General features: G+C 68.6%; 13 protein-coding genes. 7 read left to right on the plus strand and 6 right to left on the minus strand.

All coding sequences use genetic code 11. The features are described from left to right. Positions 1-32 precede the first annotated feature (32 nt). Entirely contained in the window at positions 33-2,840 is a 2,808-nt protein-coding gene (locus tag QPK27_RS20445) for an EAL domain-containing protein (RefSeq protein ID WP_290420020.1), read from the plus strand. A 98-nt stretch (positions 2,841-2,938) separates the two neighbouring features. Next, the gene (locus tag QPK27_RS20450; RefSeq protein ID WP_290420021.1) at positions 2,939-5,497 is read left to right on the plus strand and encodes a transglycosylase domain-containing protein; all 2,559 of its coding nucleotides are present in this window, start codon (positions 2,939-2,941) and stop codon (positions 5,495-5,497) included. On the opposite strand, the gene QPK27_RS20455 is transcribed toward QPK27_RS20450, so the two are convergent. The 4 genes from QPK27_RS20455 to QPK27_RS20470 all read right to left on the minus strand — a co-directional run bounded on the left by QPK27_RS20455 (position 5,439) and on the right by QPK27_RS20470 (position 8,347). Then, a complete protein-coding gene (locus QPK27_RS20455) occupies positions 5,439-6,023 on the minus strand; it encodes a M23 family metallopeptidase (protein ID WP_290420022.1) in 585 nt (194 codons plus the stop codon). The genes QPK27_RS20450 and QPK27_RS20455 overlap by 59 nt on opposite strands. Positions 6,024-6,077: 54 nt before the next feature. Beyond that, positions 6,078-6,992: a DMT family transporter gene (locus QPK27_RS20460; protein ID WP_290420023.1), complete on the minus strand. Its 915-nt coding sequence runs from the start codon at positions 6,990-6,992 to the stop codon at positions 6,078-6,080. Between the two features lie 114 nt (positions 6,993-7,106). After that, positions 7,107-7,946, minus strand: a complete 840-nt coding sequence (locus QPK27_RS20465) for a glucose 1-dehydrogenase (protein ID WP_290420024.1) — start codon at positions 7,944-7,946, stop codon at positions 7,107-7,109. A gap of 221 nt (positions 7,947-8,167) precedes the next feature. Then, complete coding sequence (locus tag QPK27_RS20470; protein ID WP_290420025.1) at positions 8,168-8,347, minus strand: DUF3606 domain-containing protein; 180 nt, start codon at positions 8,345-8,347, stop codon at positions 8,168-8,170. A gap of 196 nt (positions 8,348-8,543) precedes the next feature. Between QPK27_RS20470 and QPK27_RS20475 the strand changes: the two genes are divergently transcribed. The 4 genes from QPK27_RS20475 to QPK27_RS20490 all read left to right on the plus strand — a co-directional run bounded on the left by QPK27_RS20475 (position 8,544) and on the right by QPK27_RS20490 (position 12,264). Next, a complete protein-coding gene (locus QPK27_RS20475) occupies positions 8,544-8,864 on the plus strand; it encodes a thioredoxin family protein (protein ID WP_290420026.1) in 321 nt (106 codons plus the stop codon). Beyond that, positions 8,861-10,165, plus strand: coding sequence for an MFS transporter (locus QPK27_RS20480; protein WP_290420027.1), 1,305 nt, complete (start codon positions 8,861-8,863; stop codon positions 10,163-10,165). Before QPK27_RS20475 ends, QPK27_RS20480 begins: the two co-directional genes overlap by 4 nt. Beyond that, positions 10,162-10,656, plus strand: coding sequence for a GNAT family N-acetyltransferase (locus QPK27_RS25540; protein ID WP_290420028.1), 495 nt, complete (start codon positions 10,162-10,164; stop codon positions 10,654-10,656). Before QPK27_RS20480 ends, QPK27_RS25540 begins: the two co-directional genes overlap by 4 nt. A 273-nt stretch (positions 10,657-10,929) precedes the next feature. Next, a complete protein-coding gene (locus tag QPK27_RS20490) occupies positions 10,930-12,264 on the plus strand; it encodes a VWA domain-containing protein (RefSeq protein WP_290420029.1) in 1,335 nt (444 codons plus the stop codon). Positions 12,265-12,376: 112 nt separating this feature from the next. Here the strand turns inward: QPK27_RS20490 and QPK27_RS20495 are convergent, their stop codons facing one another. Both QPK27_RS20495 and QPK27_RS20500 read right to left on the minus strand, forming a co-directional pair. Continuing rightward, the gene (locus tag QPK27_RS20495; protein WP_290420030.1) at positions 12,377-13,186 is read right to left on the minus strand and encodes a YdiY family protein; all 810 of its coding nucleotides are present in this window, start codon (positions 13,184-13,186) and stop codon (positions 12,377-12,379) included. A 215-nt stretch (positions 13,187-13,401) separates the two neighbouring features. Beyond that, positions 13,402-14,694 (minus strand): NCS2 family permease, encoded by a 1,293-nt coding sequence (locus tag QPK27_RS20500; RefSeq protein ID WP_290420031.1) that lies wholly within the window; start codon positions 14,692-14,694, stop codon positions 13,402-13,404. Positions 14,695-14,870: 176 nt separating this feature from the next. Between QPK27_RS20500 and QPK27_RS20505 the strand changes: the two genes are divergently transcribed. Beyond that, positions 14,871-16,124 carry a hypothetical protein gene (locus QPK27_RS20505; RefSeq protein ID WP_290420032.1) on the plus strand — a complete coding sequence of 418 codons (1,254 nt, stop codon included), beginning with the start codon at positions 14,871-14,873 and terminating at the stop codon, positions 16,122-16,124. Positions 16,125-16,300 lie beyond the last annotated feature (176 nt).

The following is a 16,300-nucleotide window of genomic DNA, read 5'->3' on the forward strand; positions in this document are numbered from 1 at the left end:
GGAGCGCCCGGATATGCGCTAGCATCGCCTCCATGCGACACGCATTCGCCAGCCGTCTGCTGCACCGTAGTCGCGACCTGTCGCGGGCCGCGCTGGCCACGTGTGCGCTCGGCCTGGCGCTGACGGCGCTGCTGTGCGGCGCGGTGCGCACGATGGAGGCGGACCGCACCCGCGCCGAATTCGCGCAGCGCACCGCGGTACGGGTGGCGGGCGTGACGCGCGCCTTCGGCGAGGCGACCGAGTCGCTGCGCGCCGTGAATCTGTTCCTGCGGGCGTCGAAAAACGTGACCCGCGCCGAGTTCGATGCCTTCGCCGCACCGCTGGCGGCGCGCCACGACTACCTGCTGGCGCTGGCCTTCCACCGCTTCGTCAGCGACGCCGAGCGCCCCGCGTTCGAGGCCGAGCGCGCGCGCGACTGGCCCGGCTTCGCGATCCGGGAGCGCGGCCCCGCCGGGCCACTGGTGCGCGCCGCCAGGCGCGAGCGCTACCTGGTCAACGATTACGTGGCGCCGATCGAGGGCAACGAGGTCACCTACGGCTACGACGCCTGGTCGTCGGAACAGCAGCGCGCTTTCACCCGGCGCGCGATCGACAGCGGCGAGCCGGCCGCCAGCAGCATCATGACCCTGCTGCAGGGCGGCGGCCGGCGCCAGGGCCTGCTGATCGTGTTGCCGGTGTACCGCGCCGGCGCGCTCCCCACGACCATGGCCGAGCGGCGCGCGAGCGTCGTCGGCGACACTGCCGTGGTGCTCGACGTCGGCCTGCTGGTCGGCGGCACGTTGTCGGCGGTGCGTCTGCTCGACGGCAACGGGGTGGCGATGTCCTTGCGTGCGCCCGACATGCACGGCAATATCGTCACCGCCTACCAGCATGGCAGCCTGGCCGCGCCGGGCGGGCGCTGGGATGCGCTGCTGGGCGGCGCAGGGCTGCGCCACGTGGAGGAATTCAATATCGCCGGCAGCCCGTGGCAGCTGGTGGTCCAGGAGCCGCCGCCGCCGCTGGCCAGCCACACCGCCGAGCTGACCACGCTGGCGCTGGGCCTGGTGCTGAGCTTTGCCGCCGCTGCGCTGGTGCAGGGCCGGGTGCGGCGCACGCGCCGCATCGAAGCGCTGGTCGGCGAGCGCACCGCGGCGCTGGAACGGGCCAGCGGCGCGCTGCGGCTGTACCGCCAGGCGATGGACGCGGCCGTCAATCCGATCCTGCTGGTGGATGCGCGTTCGTCCGGGTATCCGATCGAATACGTCAACCCGGCCTGCGAGCAGGTGTTCCGCATTCCCGCGCCCGAGCTGGCGGGCCAGCCGCTGCGCACCGTCGCCGGGCTCGATGCCGACCTGCCCGCGCTGGGCGAGCTGCGCCAGGCGCTGGACGAGCAGCGCGCCGGCCATGCGCTGGTGGCCCAGCGCACCCGCGACGGCGCCGAACTGGTGAGCGACGTGTACGTGGCGCCGGTGCGCGACGCTGCCGGCCTCACCACGCACTTCGTGGTGATCGTGTACGACGTCACCACCGCCAGGCGCTACGAGGCCGAGCTGGAACGCCATGCCCACTACGACACCCTGACCGGGCTGCCCAACCGCGCGCTGCTCACCGACCGCCTCGAACGCGCCATCGCGAACGCCGGCGCGCTGCCGGTGTGGACGGTGGCGCTCGACATCGACCACTTCAAGCTGATCAACGACACCCTGGGCCGGCGCGCCGGCGACGCCGCGCTGCGCGCGCTGGCCGTGCGCATCATCGGTGCGTTGCGTCCGAGCGATACCGCGGCGCGGGTCGGCGGCGACGACTTCGTGCTGGTGCTGGCCGGCTGCGCCGATGAGCGCCAGGCCGCCTCCCGCGTGCAGCAGGTGCGCGACGCGGTGGCGTTGCCGCTGGAACTCGAGGGGCAGTCCCTGGTGCTCGGCTGCAGCGCCGGGGTGGCCGCCTGGCCGGCCGACGGCGGCGACGCCGACACCCTGGTCAAGCACGCCGAGATCGCCATGTACCGCGCCAAGACCATCGGCCGCAACGGGGTGCGCTTCTACGCGCCGGACATGAACGCCCACGCCTTCGACCGCCTGGCGCTGGAAGGCGCGCTGCGCCATGCACTGGAGGCCGGGCAGTTCGAGCTGCACTTCCAGCCGCAGGTGGACCTGGCCAGCGGCACCGTGGTCGGCACCGAGGCGCTGCTCCGCTGGCGCCATCCGCTGCTCGGCAGCGTGCGCCCGGACCGCTTCATTGCGCTGGCCGAGGAGACCGGCCTGATCGTGCCGATCGGCGCCTGGGTGCTGCGCGCCGCCTGCCAGCAGAACCGGCGCTGGCAGCGCGCCGGCTTCGGGCCGCTGCGGGTGGCGGTCAACCTGTCGGCGCGCCAGTTCGCCGAGCCCGACCTGGTGGCGACGGTGGCGCAGGTGCTGGACGAAACCGGGCTGCCGGCCAATTCGCTCGAGATCGAGCTGACCGAGAGCATGATGGTGAACGACGTCGAGGCCGCGATCCAGACCATGCTGTGCCTCAAGCGCATGGGCGTCAAATTGTCGATCGACGACTTCGGGACCGGCTACTCGAGCCTGTCGTACCTGAAGCGCCTGCCGGTGGACGTGCTCAAGATCGACCGCTCGTTCGTGCAGGACATCGCCGGCAGCGCCGACGGCGCGGCGCTGGTGGAAGCGATCGTCTCGCTGGCGCACGGCCTGCGCATGGGCGTGATCGCCGAGGGCGTCGAGACGCTCGAGCAGCTCGACTGCCTGCGCGGCTGCGGCTGCGACGAGGTACAGGGCCACATCTACGGCCGCCCGCAGCCGGTCGAGGCGCTGGAACCGCTGCTGCGCGCGCGCCGCGTGGAGCCGGCGCCGACTGCCTGAAGCGCGGCCGCACGCCGCGCCGCCGAGCCGTGCCGTGGACGCGCGGCCGGTCGGCTATACTTGCCGAATATTGACGAATTCGCAGGCAAGGAACACGCGTGGACCAGCATCAGGAGAACAAGAACACCGACCAGGAACAGACAGCGCATGCGCGCGCCGCCGATGGCGCGAGCGGCCCGGAATCGCTGAAGGAACGGGCGCTGCGGCTCGGGCGCCGCCTGTTTGCATCGGCCTCGCACCGCGCTGGGGCGGTGCATGCCGGGGCGCGCCAACGGCTGCATGGCCGCCCGCTGCCGGTGAAACTGGCGCTGCTGTCGCTGTGGACGGTGGCCGCCGGCCTGTCGCTGTTCCTGGCCTGGCTGCTGGTCCTGATCCCACTCACGCCCGGCATCGACGACCTGCAGCAGGCCAGTTCCTCGCGCCCGACCGTGATCCTCTCAAGCGACGGCAAGAAGCTCGGCACCTTCGAGCAGGGCCTGCAGGAGCGCGTCAAATTGTCGCAGATCTCGCCGCGCGTGATCGAGGCCCTGATCGCCACCGAAGACCACCGATTCTATCGCCACCACGGCGTCGACTTCCGGCGCGTGGCCGGCGCCGCCTGGGCCACCCTGAAGGGCGACTCGCAGGGCGGCTCGACCATCACCCAGCAGCTGGCGCGCAATATGTTCCCGAAAGAGATCGGGCGCAGCCGCAGCATCAACCGCAAGATGAAGGAGCTGATCACCGCGATCAAGATCGAGAACACCTACAGCAAGACCGAGATCCTGGAAGCCTACCTGAACACCGTGCCGTTCCTGTACAATGCCTACGGCATCGAGATGGCGGCGCGCACCTATTTCGGTAAACCCGCCCTCAAGCTCGACGTGCTGGAGTCGGCCACCCTGGTCGGCATGCTGAAGGGCACCCACTACTACAATCCGGTGACCAAGCCGGAACGCTCGAAGGCGCGCCGCAACGTGGTACTGGGCCAGATGCGCAAGCACGAGGTGCTGAGCGAAGCGCGCTACCGGGCGCTGGTGAAACGTCCGCTGCGCCTGCGCTTCGCGCGCCTTCCGGACCGCAGCGGCAAGGACAACCACTTCACCGCCTACGTGCGCAAGTGGCTGCAGGAGTGGGCCGACGACAACGACTACGACCTGCAGCTGGACGGCCTGGTGGTGCGCACCACGCTCGACGGCAATCTGCAAGCCGCGGCCGAGCGCGCGGTCGAGCGCCAGGCGAATACGCTGCAGGCGATCGCCGACGTCGAGTGGGCGCTGCCGAGCGTGGCGCGCTCGACCTCGACCGGCATGTACACGGCCATGCGCCAGAGCCTGGAGCCGTTCAGGTACTACTGGAATTCGCACCCGCAGATCCTGGACGCCTTCGTGCGCGAGAGCGGCGAATATCGCAACGCAGTCGAGCAGGGCGAGGCGCCGGCCGCGGCGCTCAAGCGGCTCAAAGGCGACCGCCAGTTCATGCGCACGCTCAAGAGCGCCAAGTCGCGCCTGGAAGCCGGCTTCGTGGCGGTCGATCCGACCAGCGGCGAGGTGAAAGCCTGGGTCGGCAGCCGCGACTTCGAGCGCGACCAGTTCGACCACGTGGCCCAGGCCGCGCGCCAGCCGGGATCGACCTTCAAGCCGATCGTGTATGGCGCCGCGCTGGAACGCGGCATCCCGCCCGACCAGGCCTACCGCGACGTGGTGCAGGAATTCCGCGGCGCCGGCGGCAGCGTGTGGAAGCCGACCGACATGAGCGGCAACAGCGGACGCATGATGCCGATGAGCGAAGGCCTGGTGTTCTCGAAGAACACGATTACCGCCCAGGTGATGCAGGAAGTCGGCGTCGGGCCGGTGGTGCGCCTGGCGCAGGGCATGGGCATCCGCCAGAGCAGGCTCGAAGCGGTGCCGTCGCTGGCGCTGGGCACCAGCCCGGTGACGCTGCTGGAGATGGTCAGCACCTATTCGACCATCGCGGCCGAGGGGCAGTACAGGAAGCCCGTGATCGTGCGCAGCATCGAAGACCGCGACGGCCAGATCGTCGCCGACTTCAGCACCGGCCAGCCCGAGCGCGCCATGTCGCAGGCGTCGGCGCTGGCGCTGATCGACATGCTGCGCGGGGTGGTCAACCGCGGCACCGGCGGCGGCGTGCGCTACCGCTTCGGCATCTATGGCGACGTCGCCGGCAAGACCGGCACCACCCAGAACAACACCGATGGCTGGTTCATCCTGATGCATCCGAACCTGGTGGCCGGGGCCTGGGTCGGCTTCAACGACAACCGCGTGGCGATTCGCAGCACCTACTGGGGCCAGGGCGGCCACAATGCGGCGCTGCTGGTGGGCGACTTCTTCAAGAGCGCGCTGGATGGCGGCAGTATCGATGCGCAAGCTCGGTTCCCTGGCGCGCGCAAGCCCGAGCCGCGCCGTTACGAGGAAGCGCCGGAAGAAGTGTACGAGGTGCCCGATCAATTCGCCGACGACGAGTCGTTCGAGGAAGTCACCCCGCCACCAGCAATCGAATCGAGCGAGCCGGTCGAATCGTTCGAGCCGGTCGACGTGCCGCCGCCGGCGCCGCCGCTGGAAGTGCAGCCTGCTCCGGCACCTGCCCCTGCGCCCGCGGCTATCCCGGTTCCGGTCCCGGGCGAGACGCCGCGCCTGCGGCGCGAAGACCTGTTCTGACGCTTTCCGGTTCGGCCTTGAGCATCGGGTAGGGATTGATCGCGCCGCCGGCTTCGTAAACACCGTAGTGCAGGTGCGGCGGCGTGCCGGCGGCATTGCCGCTGTTGCCGACGTAGCCCAGCACATGGCCGGCCTCGATGCGCATGCCCGGCGACACGCCGGCGTAGCGCTCCAGGTGGGCGTAGTAATGGCGCTGGCCGCCCGGGCCGAGCACCCACACCACCAGCCCGCCCAGGCGGTTGGTGCCGACCCGCGCCACGATGCCCTGGGTGCTCGATTTCACCGGCGTGCCGCGTTTGGCGAAGATGTCGATGCCCTCGTGCTTGCGGCCTTCGCTGCGCGCGCCGTGCCAGGTGTCGCGCAGCTCGCGCCGGCGCACGCCCTCGACCGGCATCGCCAGCGTCTCGGGCACGGGCATGGCCAGCAGGCGCGCGGTGTACATGGCGCGTTCGACGGCCGGTTCCAGCAGGCCCCAGCCCAGGATCAGGAAAACCGCAACAACAAGACTGCGCATGAAGGTTCGCATGGCGTATCGGTAACGATGGTCATGCAAGGCACATGGGGACGCTTGTCCCGATTGCTACCTCGGCGGCGCCTTCTTCGCGCTGAGCATGACCCAGGCCACGCCGGCCAGCGTCGCCAGCCCGGCGAGTATGCCCCATGCGCTCATCCGTTCGCCCAGGAACAGCAATCCCATGACCGCGCTGATCACCGGCACCGACAACTGCACCGCGCCGGCGCCGATCGCGCTCAGGCGGCTGCGCACCCAGTACCAGACCGCGTAGCCGAGCGCCGAGGTGATGCTCCCGGAGACGACTGCGTAGACGGCGCCGGGCGGGTCGAACACGGGTGCGTCGCGTGCGGCCGGCAGCAGCAATAGCAACAGCAACAGCGCCAGCGGCACCGCCAGCAAAAAGCTGACGGCGGTATTGAGCACCGGCGGCCCGGCCGAGCGCCCCAGCAGCGAAAAGCCGCCCCAGGCGGCGCCGGCCAGCGCCATCAGGAGGGCGGCGCCGGGCGACGGCGCCGAGGCCGAAGGCAGCAGGAACGCGGCCATGCCGCCCAGCGCCAGCAGCATGCCGGCGATGCTGGCCCGCTCGCCCTTGACCAGGCCATAGCCGATCATCACCAGCTGGGCCGAGGTGAACAGCACCAGCGCGCCGGCGCCGGTGCCGATGTCGCGGTAGGCGAAGGAAAACGCCGCCGCGTAGGTGAACAGCAGCGCCGCCGACCACCATGCGTTGCGTCCGACGGCCAGCTTGCCGCGCTGGAAGCGCAGGATCGCCAGCAGCGTCAGCGCGCCGGCGACGATGCGGATGGCGGTGAACGCTGCGGCGTCGATGCCGGTCGTCTGGAAGGCGAGGCGGGCCAGCAGCGAGTTGCCGGCGAAGGCCAGCATGGCGACGCAGGTCAGCACGGGGAGCAGGGCGGGCAGGGGAGGTTGCTCGCGCCCGGCGTCCGTGGCGGGTTGCGGCGAGCGCGCTTGCTGGTTCATGGTGGCGCTTCCAGTCTGATGATCTGGTCAGTATGCCACGCCCGGCGCCGCCCGTTAAGGGAGGGCGCAGGACAAGCGCGGGCGACGCGCGCGTGCGCGCCGCGGGGGAGCGTGTTACAGGATCGGTGTGCCGCCAGTGACGGCGATGCGCGCGCCCGAGATGTAGCTGGCTTCGTCCGAGGCCAGCATCACGAAGGCCGGCGCGACTTCCTTCGGCTGGCCGGCGCGCTTCATCGGCACCTGGCTGCCGAAGCTCTCGACCTGGTCGGGCGGCATGGTCGACGGGATCAGCGGGGTCCAGATCGGGCCCGGCGCCACCGAGTTGGCGCGGATGCCTTTTTCGGCCAGCAGCTGGGCCAGGCCGGCGGTGAAGTTGGCGATCGCGCCCTTGGTGGTGGCATAGGCCAGCAGGGTCGGCACCGGCTTGTCCGAGTTGATCGAGGTGGTGTTGATGATCGACGAACCCGGCTTCATGTGCTTGACCGCCGCCTTGCAGGTATGGAACATGGCGCTGATATTGACCTTGAAGGTGTAATCCCACTCGTCGTCCGGGATGTCCTCGATCGACTCGTGCGACATCTGGAACGCGGCATTGTTGACCAGCACGTCGATGCGGCCGAATTCCTGCACCGCCTTGTCGATGATGGCGCGGCAGTGGGCCGGATCGGCCAGGTCGCCCGGCACCAGCACCGCCTTGCGGCCGGCTTCCTCGACCAGGCGCGCGGTTTCCCTGGCGTCGTCATGCTCGTTCAGATACGAGATCAGCACGTCGGCGCCTTCGCGCGCGAACGCCAGCGCCACCGCACGGCCGATGCCGCTGTCGGCGCCGGTGATCACGGTGGCCTTGTCCTGCAGGCGGCCCGAGCCGCGGTAGCTGGACTCGCCGTGGTCGGCCTGCGGGGTCAGTTCCTTCTCGCTACCGGGTGGCTGCTGCTGTTGCTTGGGCATGTTCATTCAATCGCTCCTTGTCACTGGTTGATTGCTGGTTGGGATGCTGCAGGGAACGGAGCGCGCAGTCTCAGGCTCGCGCCCCGGGGAATGTGGTGTAGACCGCGGCAGGCTGGTGCCGGTTCTGGTGCCAGAGCGCCGTAAAAATCGAAGGCGCGGCCGCGGCAAGCTGCCGGGGCCGCGCTACCGGTCAATGCTGTAAAGCACGCCGGCCTGCTGCGGGAAGATCAGTGGCGGCCGAGATGCTCGCGCACCGCGTTCACGCTCGGACCGACCTGGCGCACCGCGCTTTCGAGTTGCTCGCGGCTCACGCCCAGCGCTTCGGTCCAATGACGCACTTCCCATTCCTCGTGCACGTTGATGCGCGAGCGGTCCTGCTGGCCTCGGTCGTTCAGATTGTCTGACATGGCTATCTCCTTTGCATAAGCTGGGTCCAGCGTGCCACCCGCAAGCGGCGTCTTCCGTACGCTGCCTCACATTCCGATGACTCACATTCGACCCGCTTCGAGATGATCGGTCCGCTTCGTGCGGCGCCCGTGCCGGCGTGCCGGTTTTCGGGTAGGCTTATGGCGTTGATGAAGCTATAACAAAGGAGACCGAGCCATGACCGCACCGTATGAAACCGCCCAGCCCGAACGCAGCAGCATCGACGCCACGCCCGGCATCGTCGCCCTCGACTTCGGCACCAACTGGTGTGGCTACTGCCGCGCCGGCGAGCCGCTGATCGCGCAGGGGCTGGCCGACTATCCGCAGGCACGCCACATCAAGGTCGAGGACGGTCCGGGACGTCCGTTGGGACGCTCGTTCCGCATCAAGCTGTGGCCAAGCGTGGTGGTGCTCAAGGACGGGCAGGAAGTGGCGCGCGTGGTGCGGCCCGACAGCGCCGACGCGGTGCGCGAAGCGCTGGCCAAGGCCGGCGCATGAGCGTTGCATCATCGACTCCGGCGCCGGGCGCGAATCCGGTCCCGGCCAACAAGCCGCGCACCGTACTGTTCGCCAGCCTGATCGGCACCACCATCGAGTTCTACGACTTCTATATCTACGCCACCGCCGCGGTGCTGGTGTTCCCGCGCCTGTTCTTCCCGGCCGGCGACCCCGGCGCGGCGGTGCTGCAGTCGCTGGCGACGTTTGCGATTGCCTTCTTCGCGCGTCCGGTCGGCTCGGCCGTGTTCGGCCACTTCGGCGACCGCATCGGCCGCAAGGCCACGCTGGTGGCGGCGCTGCTGACCATGGGCCTGTCCACGGTCCTGATCGGGCTGCTGCCGACCTATGCCCAGGCCGGCGTGGCGGCGCCGCTGCTGCTGGCCCTGTGCCGTTTCGGCCAGGGCCTGGGCCTGGGCGGCGAATGGGGCGGCGCGGTGCTGTTGGCCACCGAGAACGCGCCGCCCGGCAAGCGCGCCTGGTACGGCATGTTCCCGCAGCTGGGCGCGCCGATCGGCTTCTTCCTGTCCGGCGGCACCTTCCTGCTGCTGGGCGAACTGATGAGCGACGCCGCCTTCTTCAGCTACGGCTGGCGCATCCCGTTCCTGGCCAGCGCGCTGCTGGTGGCGGTCGGCTTGTACGTGCGCCTGAAGATCACCGAGACGCCCGACTTCCAGAAGGTGCTCGACAGTAAGGCGCGCGTGAAGGTGCCGATGGTGGCGGTGATGCGCGACCACCGGCGCGCGCTGGTGCTGGGCACCCTGATCGCGCTGGCCACCTTCGTCGTGTTCTACCTGATGACGGTGTTCGCGCTCAGCTGGGGCACGGCGCAGCTGGGCTTCACGCGCCAGCAGTTCCTGCTGCTGCAGCTGTTCGCGGTGCTGTTCTTCGCGTTGACGATTCCGCCGTCGGCGCTGCTGGCCGACAGCCGCGGACGGCGCACGGCGATGATGCTGGTCAGCGGCGCGATCGCCGTGTTCGGCCTGCTGTACGGGCCGTTGTTCGGGTCCGGCGGCTGGGTCGCGGTGACCCTGTTCATGGTGCTGGGAATGTGCCTGGTCGGGTTCACCTATGGTCCGCTGGGCACGCTGCTGGCCGAGCTGTTCCCGGCCGAGGTGCGGTATACCGGCGCCTCGCTGACCTTCAACTTCGCCAGCATCCTCGGCGCCTCGCTGGCGCCGTATATCGCGATGTGGCTGGGGGGCAATTATGGGCTGGAATACGTCGGCTACTACCTGAGCGCGGCGGCGCTGATCAGCCTGTTTGCGCTGGTCGCCGCCGGCAAGCAGACGCGGGCCGCGTGAACGCATCGGCGACCAGGCGCTTCGGCGCGCTGTCCGGGCGCACGCCGGGGCAGCGGGACGAGGGCTTCCTTGCCGAGCTGTACCTGTCCTGCCGACCGGACCTGGGGGCGCTGCCGGTGCCGCGCAGCGTGATCAGCGCCATTGCGCGGCACCAGCAGGGGCAGCGCGATGCCGACTATGCGTTGCGCTATCCTCAGGCGCAATCCTGGCTCCTGGAAAGCGAAGAGGGGCCGCTGGGCTGGGTGCTGCTGGCAAGGGCAGCATCGGGCGTGCGCGTCGTGGACCTGGCAGTCGCTGGCGGGCAGCGCAGGAAGGGCGTGGCGCTGGCCGTACTGACGACCCTGCAGCGGGAAGAGGACGCGATTGCGCTGCGGGTGCGGGCCGATAACGGCCCTGCACGGACACTGTATGCGCGTCTCGGATTCGGACTGGTGCAGGATCAGGGCGATGTCCTGGAGCTTGCATGGACAGACGATTCGCAACCGGAATGACGATATGAGGATGGTGCAAGGAGCCATGGTGCATTAGTCCGATCTCATAAAACGTAACTAACCAACATAAATATCTCCCCAACCTGATTCATTCACCGCTAACAATTCAAACAACACAAACACACACCACACAAGCCATCAGGAAAGAGGCAAGGGCGAAGACGCGTGCCAGCAGAGATACCGAAAAAACTTGAAGGCCGGGAACTCATCAGCCAGAATGAGGGCAGCGGCTTATACCCATCCAATAACATCCACGATGCAACCGGAGGCAGCATGCAACAACTCTCGCGCGGCGAACGCCTGCCGTTGGCGCAACAGGTTCCGGGCGGTATGCTGCAGGTCGGCCTGCCGGCGCAGGGGCTGGATCTCGACTTCGCCTGTTTCGCACTCGATGCCGGCGGCAAGCTGGCCGACGAACGCTATATGACGTTCTTCAACCAGCCGGGCACGCCATGCGGCGCCGTGACCCTGGCGGCGGTCGGCGGCGATCGGGATGGCTTCCGTTTCGACCTCGGCCGCTTGCCGGCGTGGGTCGAACGCGTGAGCATCGTCGCCAGCAGTGAGGGCGCCGCGATGTCGCAACTACGCAGCGGCAGCCTGTGCCTGCACGGACCGGGCGGCGCGTTCGCCCGGTTTGCGTTCGAAGGCAGGGACTTCGCGCAGGAGCGGGCGGTAATGCTGGGTGACGTGTACCGCAAGGACGGCCAATGGCGCTTCATGGCCGCCGGCCAGGGTTTCAACGGCGGGCTGGACGCGCTGGTACGCCATTTCGGCGGCACCGTTGCCGATACGCCGCCCGCAGCGCCGGCTCGTTCCGCGCCAGGCGCAGGCAACGCGGCCCGCATCAATCTGGAAAAGCGCGTCGAGCAATCCGCTCCCAAGCTGGTCAGCCTGGTGAAATCCGCCGGTGTGTCACTGGCCAAAGCGGGCCTGTCCGAGCACCGCGCCAAGGTCTGCCTGGTGCTCGATATCTCCGGCTCGATGAGCGCGCTGTACCGCAGCGGGGCGGTGCAAGCTTTCGCCGAACGCATCCTGGCACTGGGCTGCCGCTTCGACGACGACGGCGAAATCGACGTTTTCCTGTTCGGCAAACACGTGCACAAAGGCGCGCCGATGGGCCTGTCGAACTGGTCGGACTACATCGAGCGGATGATCAAACGCCATCCGCTCGAGGGCGACACCCGCTACGGCGCCGCGATCGAAGCGGTGCGCCGCCACTATTTCCCGGATGGCGGCGGCGGCGCGCGCAACACGCCGCACAAGTCGCAGGTGCCGGTGTACGTGATGTTCGTGACCGACGGCTCGACCTCGGACAAGCCGCTGACCGAACGCCAGATCCGCTGGGCCAGCCGCGAGCCGGTCTTCTGGCAATTCATGGGCATCGGCAAGGGCCGCAAGTCGAAGAGCAAGGCGCTGGCCAACTTCGCCGACTCCGACTTCCCGTTCCTGGAAAAGCTCGACGAACTCGACGGGCGCCTGATCGACAACGCCGACTTCTTCTCGGTGGCGGCGCCGGACGAACATTCCGACGCCGCCCTGTACGATTTGCTGATGACCGAATACCCGCAGTGGGTGGCGCAAGCATCGCGCCACGGGCTGATCGGCTAGCCAGGATCGCGGCAAGGGCAGGCGCAGCGTTGCTTATCGACGATGGGCGCCGCAGTCGATCGGCGGGAAGCCGGAGGGCTTCAGGGCGCGCCAGGGGACGGCTTGCCGCACGTCAGAACGAATACACCATCGTCAGCGAGGTCTGCGTATCGGTGTTCTTCTTGTCGTCCGGCACGCTGGTATCGTTGCGGATCGAGAAGCCGGCCTTCATCTGCATGGTGCCATTGATCTTGGTGCTGAGCGACGTCTCGGCCACCGAGTGGGTGTTCGAGGTGCCTTTCTCGACGCTGACGGTCTGGGCGAAGAAGGCCGACGGGCTGACCTGCCAGCGGAACTGGGCCGCGCCACGCACCGTCAGGCCATCTTCGTCCTCGCCGGTCTCGCGTTCGCCGGCGAAATAGCCAGGACCGATTTCCACATCGAGGCTCTTGTCCGGACGCGTCAGCACACGCGAGCCGTAACCGACGGCCAGCGTCGAGTAGCGGGTATAGGCGCCGAACTTGTCGTTCACGTGGCTGCCCAGCACGAAGGCGCGGCGGCCGTCGCGCAGCAGCTTGAGCGAGGCCTTGGCCGAGGTGGCCCAGCGCTCGGCCGAGCGCACGTGCTGGCGCTCGCCGTTCTCGTCGTCGTACTCGTCTTCCTTGAAGTAGCCGCTGAGCAGGAACTCATGGCTCCAGCGCGGCGTCTCGTGGCGCGCGTCGATCTTGCCGGTGACCGAGGTGCCGGTGGTATTGCCCGAGGTGCTGATCGCGCCCAGCTCGGCCGAGGTGAACCAGCCGCCATCAGGAATTGGCGGCTTGACCACCGTGAGCGGCGCGTGGACGTCGATCACTTGGGGAAGATCGGGGGAGGCGCATGCCGCGCCGTGCAGGCCGCCTGTGGCCAGGGCCAGGACAAGCGCAGGGATCGGGGTGGATTTCATCAGCTTCTGTGCGGCCGCCGTTCGCGTGGAACCTCAGGCGAGGGCGGTCCGGCCCGTCGTTGGTGGAAATTGCGCGGCCGCCAGGGCGTCGCGGATTGGCGGACATTGTATCCCAAAGACAGCGAGATGCGATGCAATCGGGCATGATTCGTGCGCACCTGGCTTGCTGCTGAGTAACTCTGAGGTCACACTCCGGTCACGCTGCCAGCACGCTGTCAGGTGCCCACGTAGGCGATCTTGAAAGTGAACAGCGCCGCGATCACCCACACCACCGGCTTGACCTGGCGCGCGCGCCCCGTCAGCAGCTTGAGCGCCGCGTAGGTGATGAAGCCGAAGGCAATCCCTTCCGCGATCGAATAGGTAAACGGCATGCCCAGCGCAGTGACCGCGGCCGGAATGCTCTCGGTGGTGTCGCCCCAGTCGATCTCGCCCAGGTCGGCCAGCATCAGGCAGGCCACGAACAGCAGCGCCGGCGCGGTGGCGTAGGTCGGCACGGCGCCGGCCAGCGGCGCGATGAACAGGCAGGCGAGGAACAGCGCCGCCACCGTCAGCGCCGTCAGGCCGGTGCGCCCGCCGGCCTGCACGCCGGAGGCGCTCTCGAGGTAGGCGGTGGTGCTGGAAGTGCCGAGCACGCTGCCGGCCAGGATCGCGCCGCTATCGGCCAGCAAGGCTTTGTTCAGGCGGTCCATCTTGCCCTCGACCAGCAGGCCGGCGCGGCGCGCCACGCCCATCAGGGTGCCTGTGGCGTCGAACAGCTCCACCAGGAAGAACACCAGCACCACGTTCAGGATGCCGGCCGACAGTGCGGCCTTGATGTCCAGTTTGAACCAGGTCGGTTCGATCGACGGCGGCGCCGAGAACACGCCGTGGTAGGTATTGCCGCCGAAGAAAAAGCTGAGCACGGTCACCAGCACGATGCCGATCAGGATCGCGCCGCGCACGCGCAGGCGATCCAGCGCGACGATAACCAGGAAGCCGGCGGCAGCCATCAGCGCCGCCGGATGGTGCAGGTCACCGGCTTTCACCAGGGTGTCCGGATTGGCGACCACGATGCCGGCGTTCTTCAGCGCGATCAGGGCCAGGAACATGCCAAGCCCGACCGTGATCCCGACCCGCATCGAGCGTGGAATGCCGTCCACGATCATGCTGCGCAGGCCGAGCAGGGTGACCACGACGAACAGGCAGCCCGACAAGAACACGGCGCCCAGCGCCGCCTGCCAGGTGAAGCCCATGCCGATGACCACGGCATAAGCAAAATAAGCGTTCAGGCCCATGCCGGGCGCCATCGCGATCGGATAGTTGGCGTACAGGCCCATCACCGCGGTGCCGAGCGCGGCTACGATGCAGGTGGCGACGAACACCGATTCCTTCGGCATGCCGGCGTCGCCCAGGATCGAGGGATTGACGAAGATGATGTACACCATCGTCAGGAACGTCGTGAGGCCGGCCACCAGTTCGGTGCGCACGTCGGTGTGGTTGTCGCGGAGTTTGAAGAGTCGGTCGAGCATGAATTCGGTCGCTGAGCGCGCAGCTGGGCGCCACGTTGTTATGTTTGGCCCGAAGCTTATCACTCCGGCAGGCGGCGCGTGCGCGGCTCTTCGGAAGTTCCCGGGCCTTCCGAGCGTTTCGCAAGGGCGGCGCGCGGTGATACCATGCCAACTCGATCAATTTCTTCAAGTATGACATGCCCAAGAACAAGCGTCCCGCTCCCCGCACCTCGAACAACACGCGTGACGAATCGCAAGAGCGGGACACCGATGCCCAGGCCCGCCAGCTGGCCGACCTGGCCCTGGATATCGCCGAGCGCGAGGACGCCGCGGCCGCCGGTCTCGGCCCGCTCGAGGACGAAGATCCGGACGCCGCCCTGACCCACGCGGTGCGGCGCGCGGTGCGCAAGGGCGGCCGCAAGGGCGCCGACGCGGTGCTGTACGAAGCCATCGAGCTGGCCCGCTACACCGACCCGCTGGCCTGCCGCCTGCTGCGCGCGCGCATCGAAGAAGAAGCCGCCACCTGGCGCTTCCGGCGCGACGCCGACGGCAAGGACGTCGAATACGAAATCGACGCTTTCCTGGTGCCGCTGTTCGTGCGCAGCCGCGGCGGCCTGGCGGCGCTGGAAACCTTCCAGGACGAGGCGGCGTTCAGGGCCCTGGCGGCCAGCTTCCAGAGCGCCGGCCTGGACAGCGAAAAGGCGAAAGTGGTGCTGCTGCAGCACGCCTTCGACCTGGCCGAGATCGACCATATCGGCTACGGCACGCTGCACGAAATGCTGCGCGAAGCGGCCGCGTCGCTGCTGGAAAAAAAGCTGCAGCCGGCGCCGACCATCGAGGCCAGCATGCGCGGCTGGACCGGGGAGCCGGTCGCGCCCGACGAGACCGCGCTCGAGCTGCGCTTCCTGCTCGGCTTCTCGCTCAAGCGCGACGACGACCCGTTCTATCGCGTGCCGAAGGACGAAGCCGGCAGCGACGCCTATTTCGAAGCGCGCATGCAACGCTATCGCGCGTGGACCGAATCGGCCGCGCCGCTGCTGGCGCGTTGCCTGGCGCGGGAACCCGAGCGCCTGGAACTGTCGTTCCTGTACCAGGACCTGTTCTATGGCGCCAAGGAACAGGCGGTGGCCGAGTTGGCCATGCTGGGCCTGCTGGCCGAGGCCAAGCGCCTGCTGGCGGCCAAGGACCTGGCGCCGGACGCGGTGCACGCTACCGTGGCCCCGCTCGACATGGGCGAGCACGTGCTGCTGCGCGCCAACCTGTACGCGCTCGACGGCGGCCGTCCATGGGGCAGCGTCGAGAAGCCGGTCGACCTGGCGGCCGACCTGGCGCACGAGGTCGACGAACTGTGCGACGCGCTGCTGTCGCTCGGCCTGGAAGGGGTGTCGGTGGCGACCGGCTTCAGCGAAGACGGTCACGCCGAAGGCGCGGAACCGTACCACGCGGTGTAATCCGCGCGTGGTTTTGTCGGGCGGTCCCGGCGCGCCGTCTGGCGCGCTCTTGCTGCCCTTCGGCAACAGGGTCGACGCCGGAATCCGGCCCGGAGTGCCGGAAACCGGCATTTCCGGCTGGCCGAGGCTGGTGGTAAATCAAAAAAAAGCCAAATTCTCGTAGTTGCTTTCCGCGT

Source organism: Massilia sp. YIM B02443, assembly GCF_030411955.1.
Taxonomy (GTDB): domain Bacteria; phylum Pseudomonadota; class Gammaproteobacteria; order Burkholderiales; family Burkholderiaceae_D; genus Telluria.

What these genes read in the sequence shown, in the direction of transcription:
- QPK27_RS20455 (WP_290420022.1), bottom strand. Translation starts at nt 6,023, where the DNA reads ATGCGAACCTTCATGCGCAGTCTTGTTGTTGCGGTTTTCCTGATCCTG.
- QPK27_RS20495 (WP_290420030.1), bottom strand. Translation starts at nt 13,186, where the DNA reads ATGAAATCCACCCCGATCCCTGCGCTTGTCCTGGCCCTGGCCACAGGC.
- QPK27_RS20470 (WP_290420025.1), bottom strand. Translation starts at nt 8,347, where the DNA reads ATGTCAGACAATCTGAACGACCGAGGCCAGCAGGACCGCTCGCGCATC.
- QPK27_RS20465 (WP_290420024.1), bottom strand. Translation starts at nt 7,946, where the DNA reads ATGAACATGCCCAAGCAACAGCAGCAGCCACCCGGTAGCGAGAAGGAA.
- QPK27_RS20460 (WP_290420023.1), bottom strand. Translation starts at nt 6,992, where the DNA reads ATGAACCAGCAAGCGCGCTCGCCGCAACCCGCCACGGACGCCGGGCGC.
- QPK27_RS20475 (WP_290420026.1), top strand. Translation starts at nt 8,544, where the DNA reads ATGACCGCACCGTATGAAACCGCCCAGCCCGAACGCAGCAGCATCGAC.
- QPK27_RS20500 (WP_290420031.1), bottom strand. Translation starts at nt 14,694, where the DNA reads ATGCTCGACCGACTCTTCAAACTCCGCGACAACCACACCGACGTGCGC.
- QPK27_RS20480 (WP_290420027.1), top strand. Translation starts at nt 8,861, where the DNA reads ATGAGCGTTGCATCATCGACTCCGGCGCCGGGCGCGAATCCGGTCCCG.
- QPK27_RS20445 (WP_290420020.1), top strand. Translation starts at nt 33, where the DNA reads ATGCGACACGCATTCGCCAGCCGTCTGCTGCACCGTAGTCGCGACCTG.
- QPK27_RS20490 (WP_290420029.1), top strand. Translation starts at nt 10,930, where the DNA reads ATGCAACAACTCTCGCGCGGCGAACGCCTGCCGTTGGCGCAACAGGTT.
- QPK27_RS20505 (WP_290420032.1), top strand. Translation starts at nt 14,871, where the DNA reads ATGCCCAAGAACAAGCGTCCCGCTCCCCGCACCTCGAACAACACGCGT.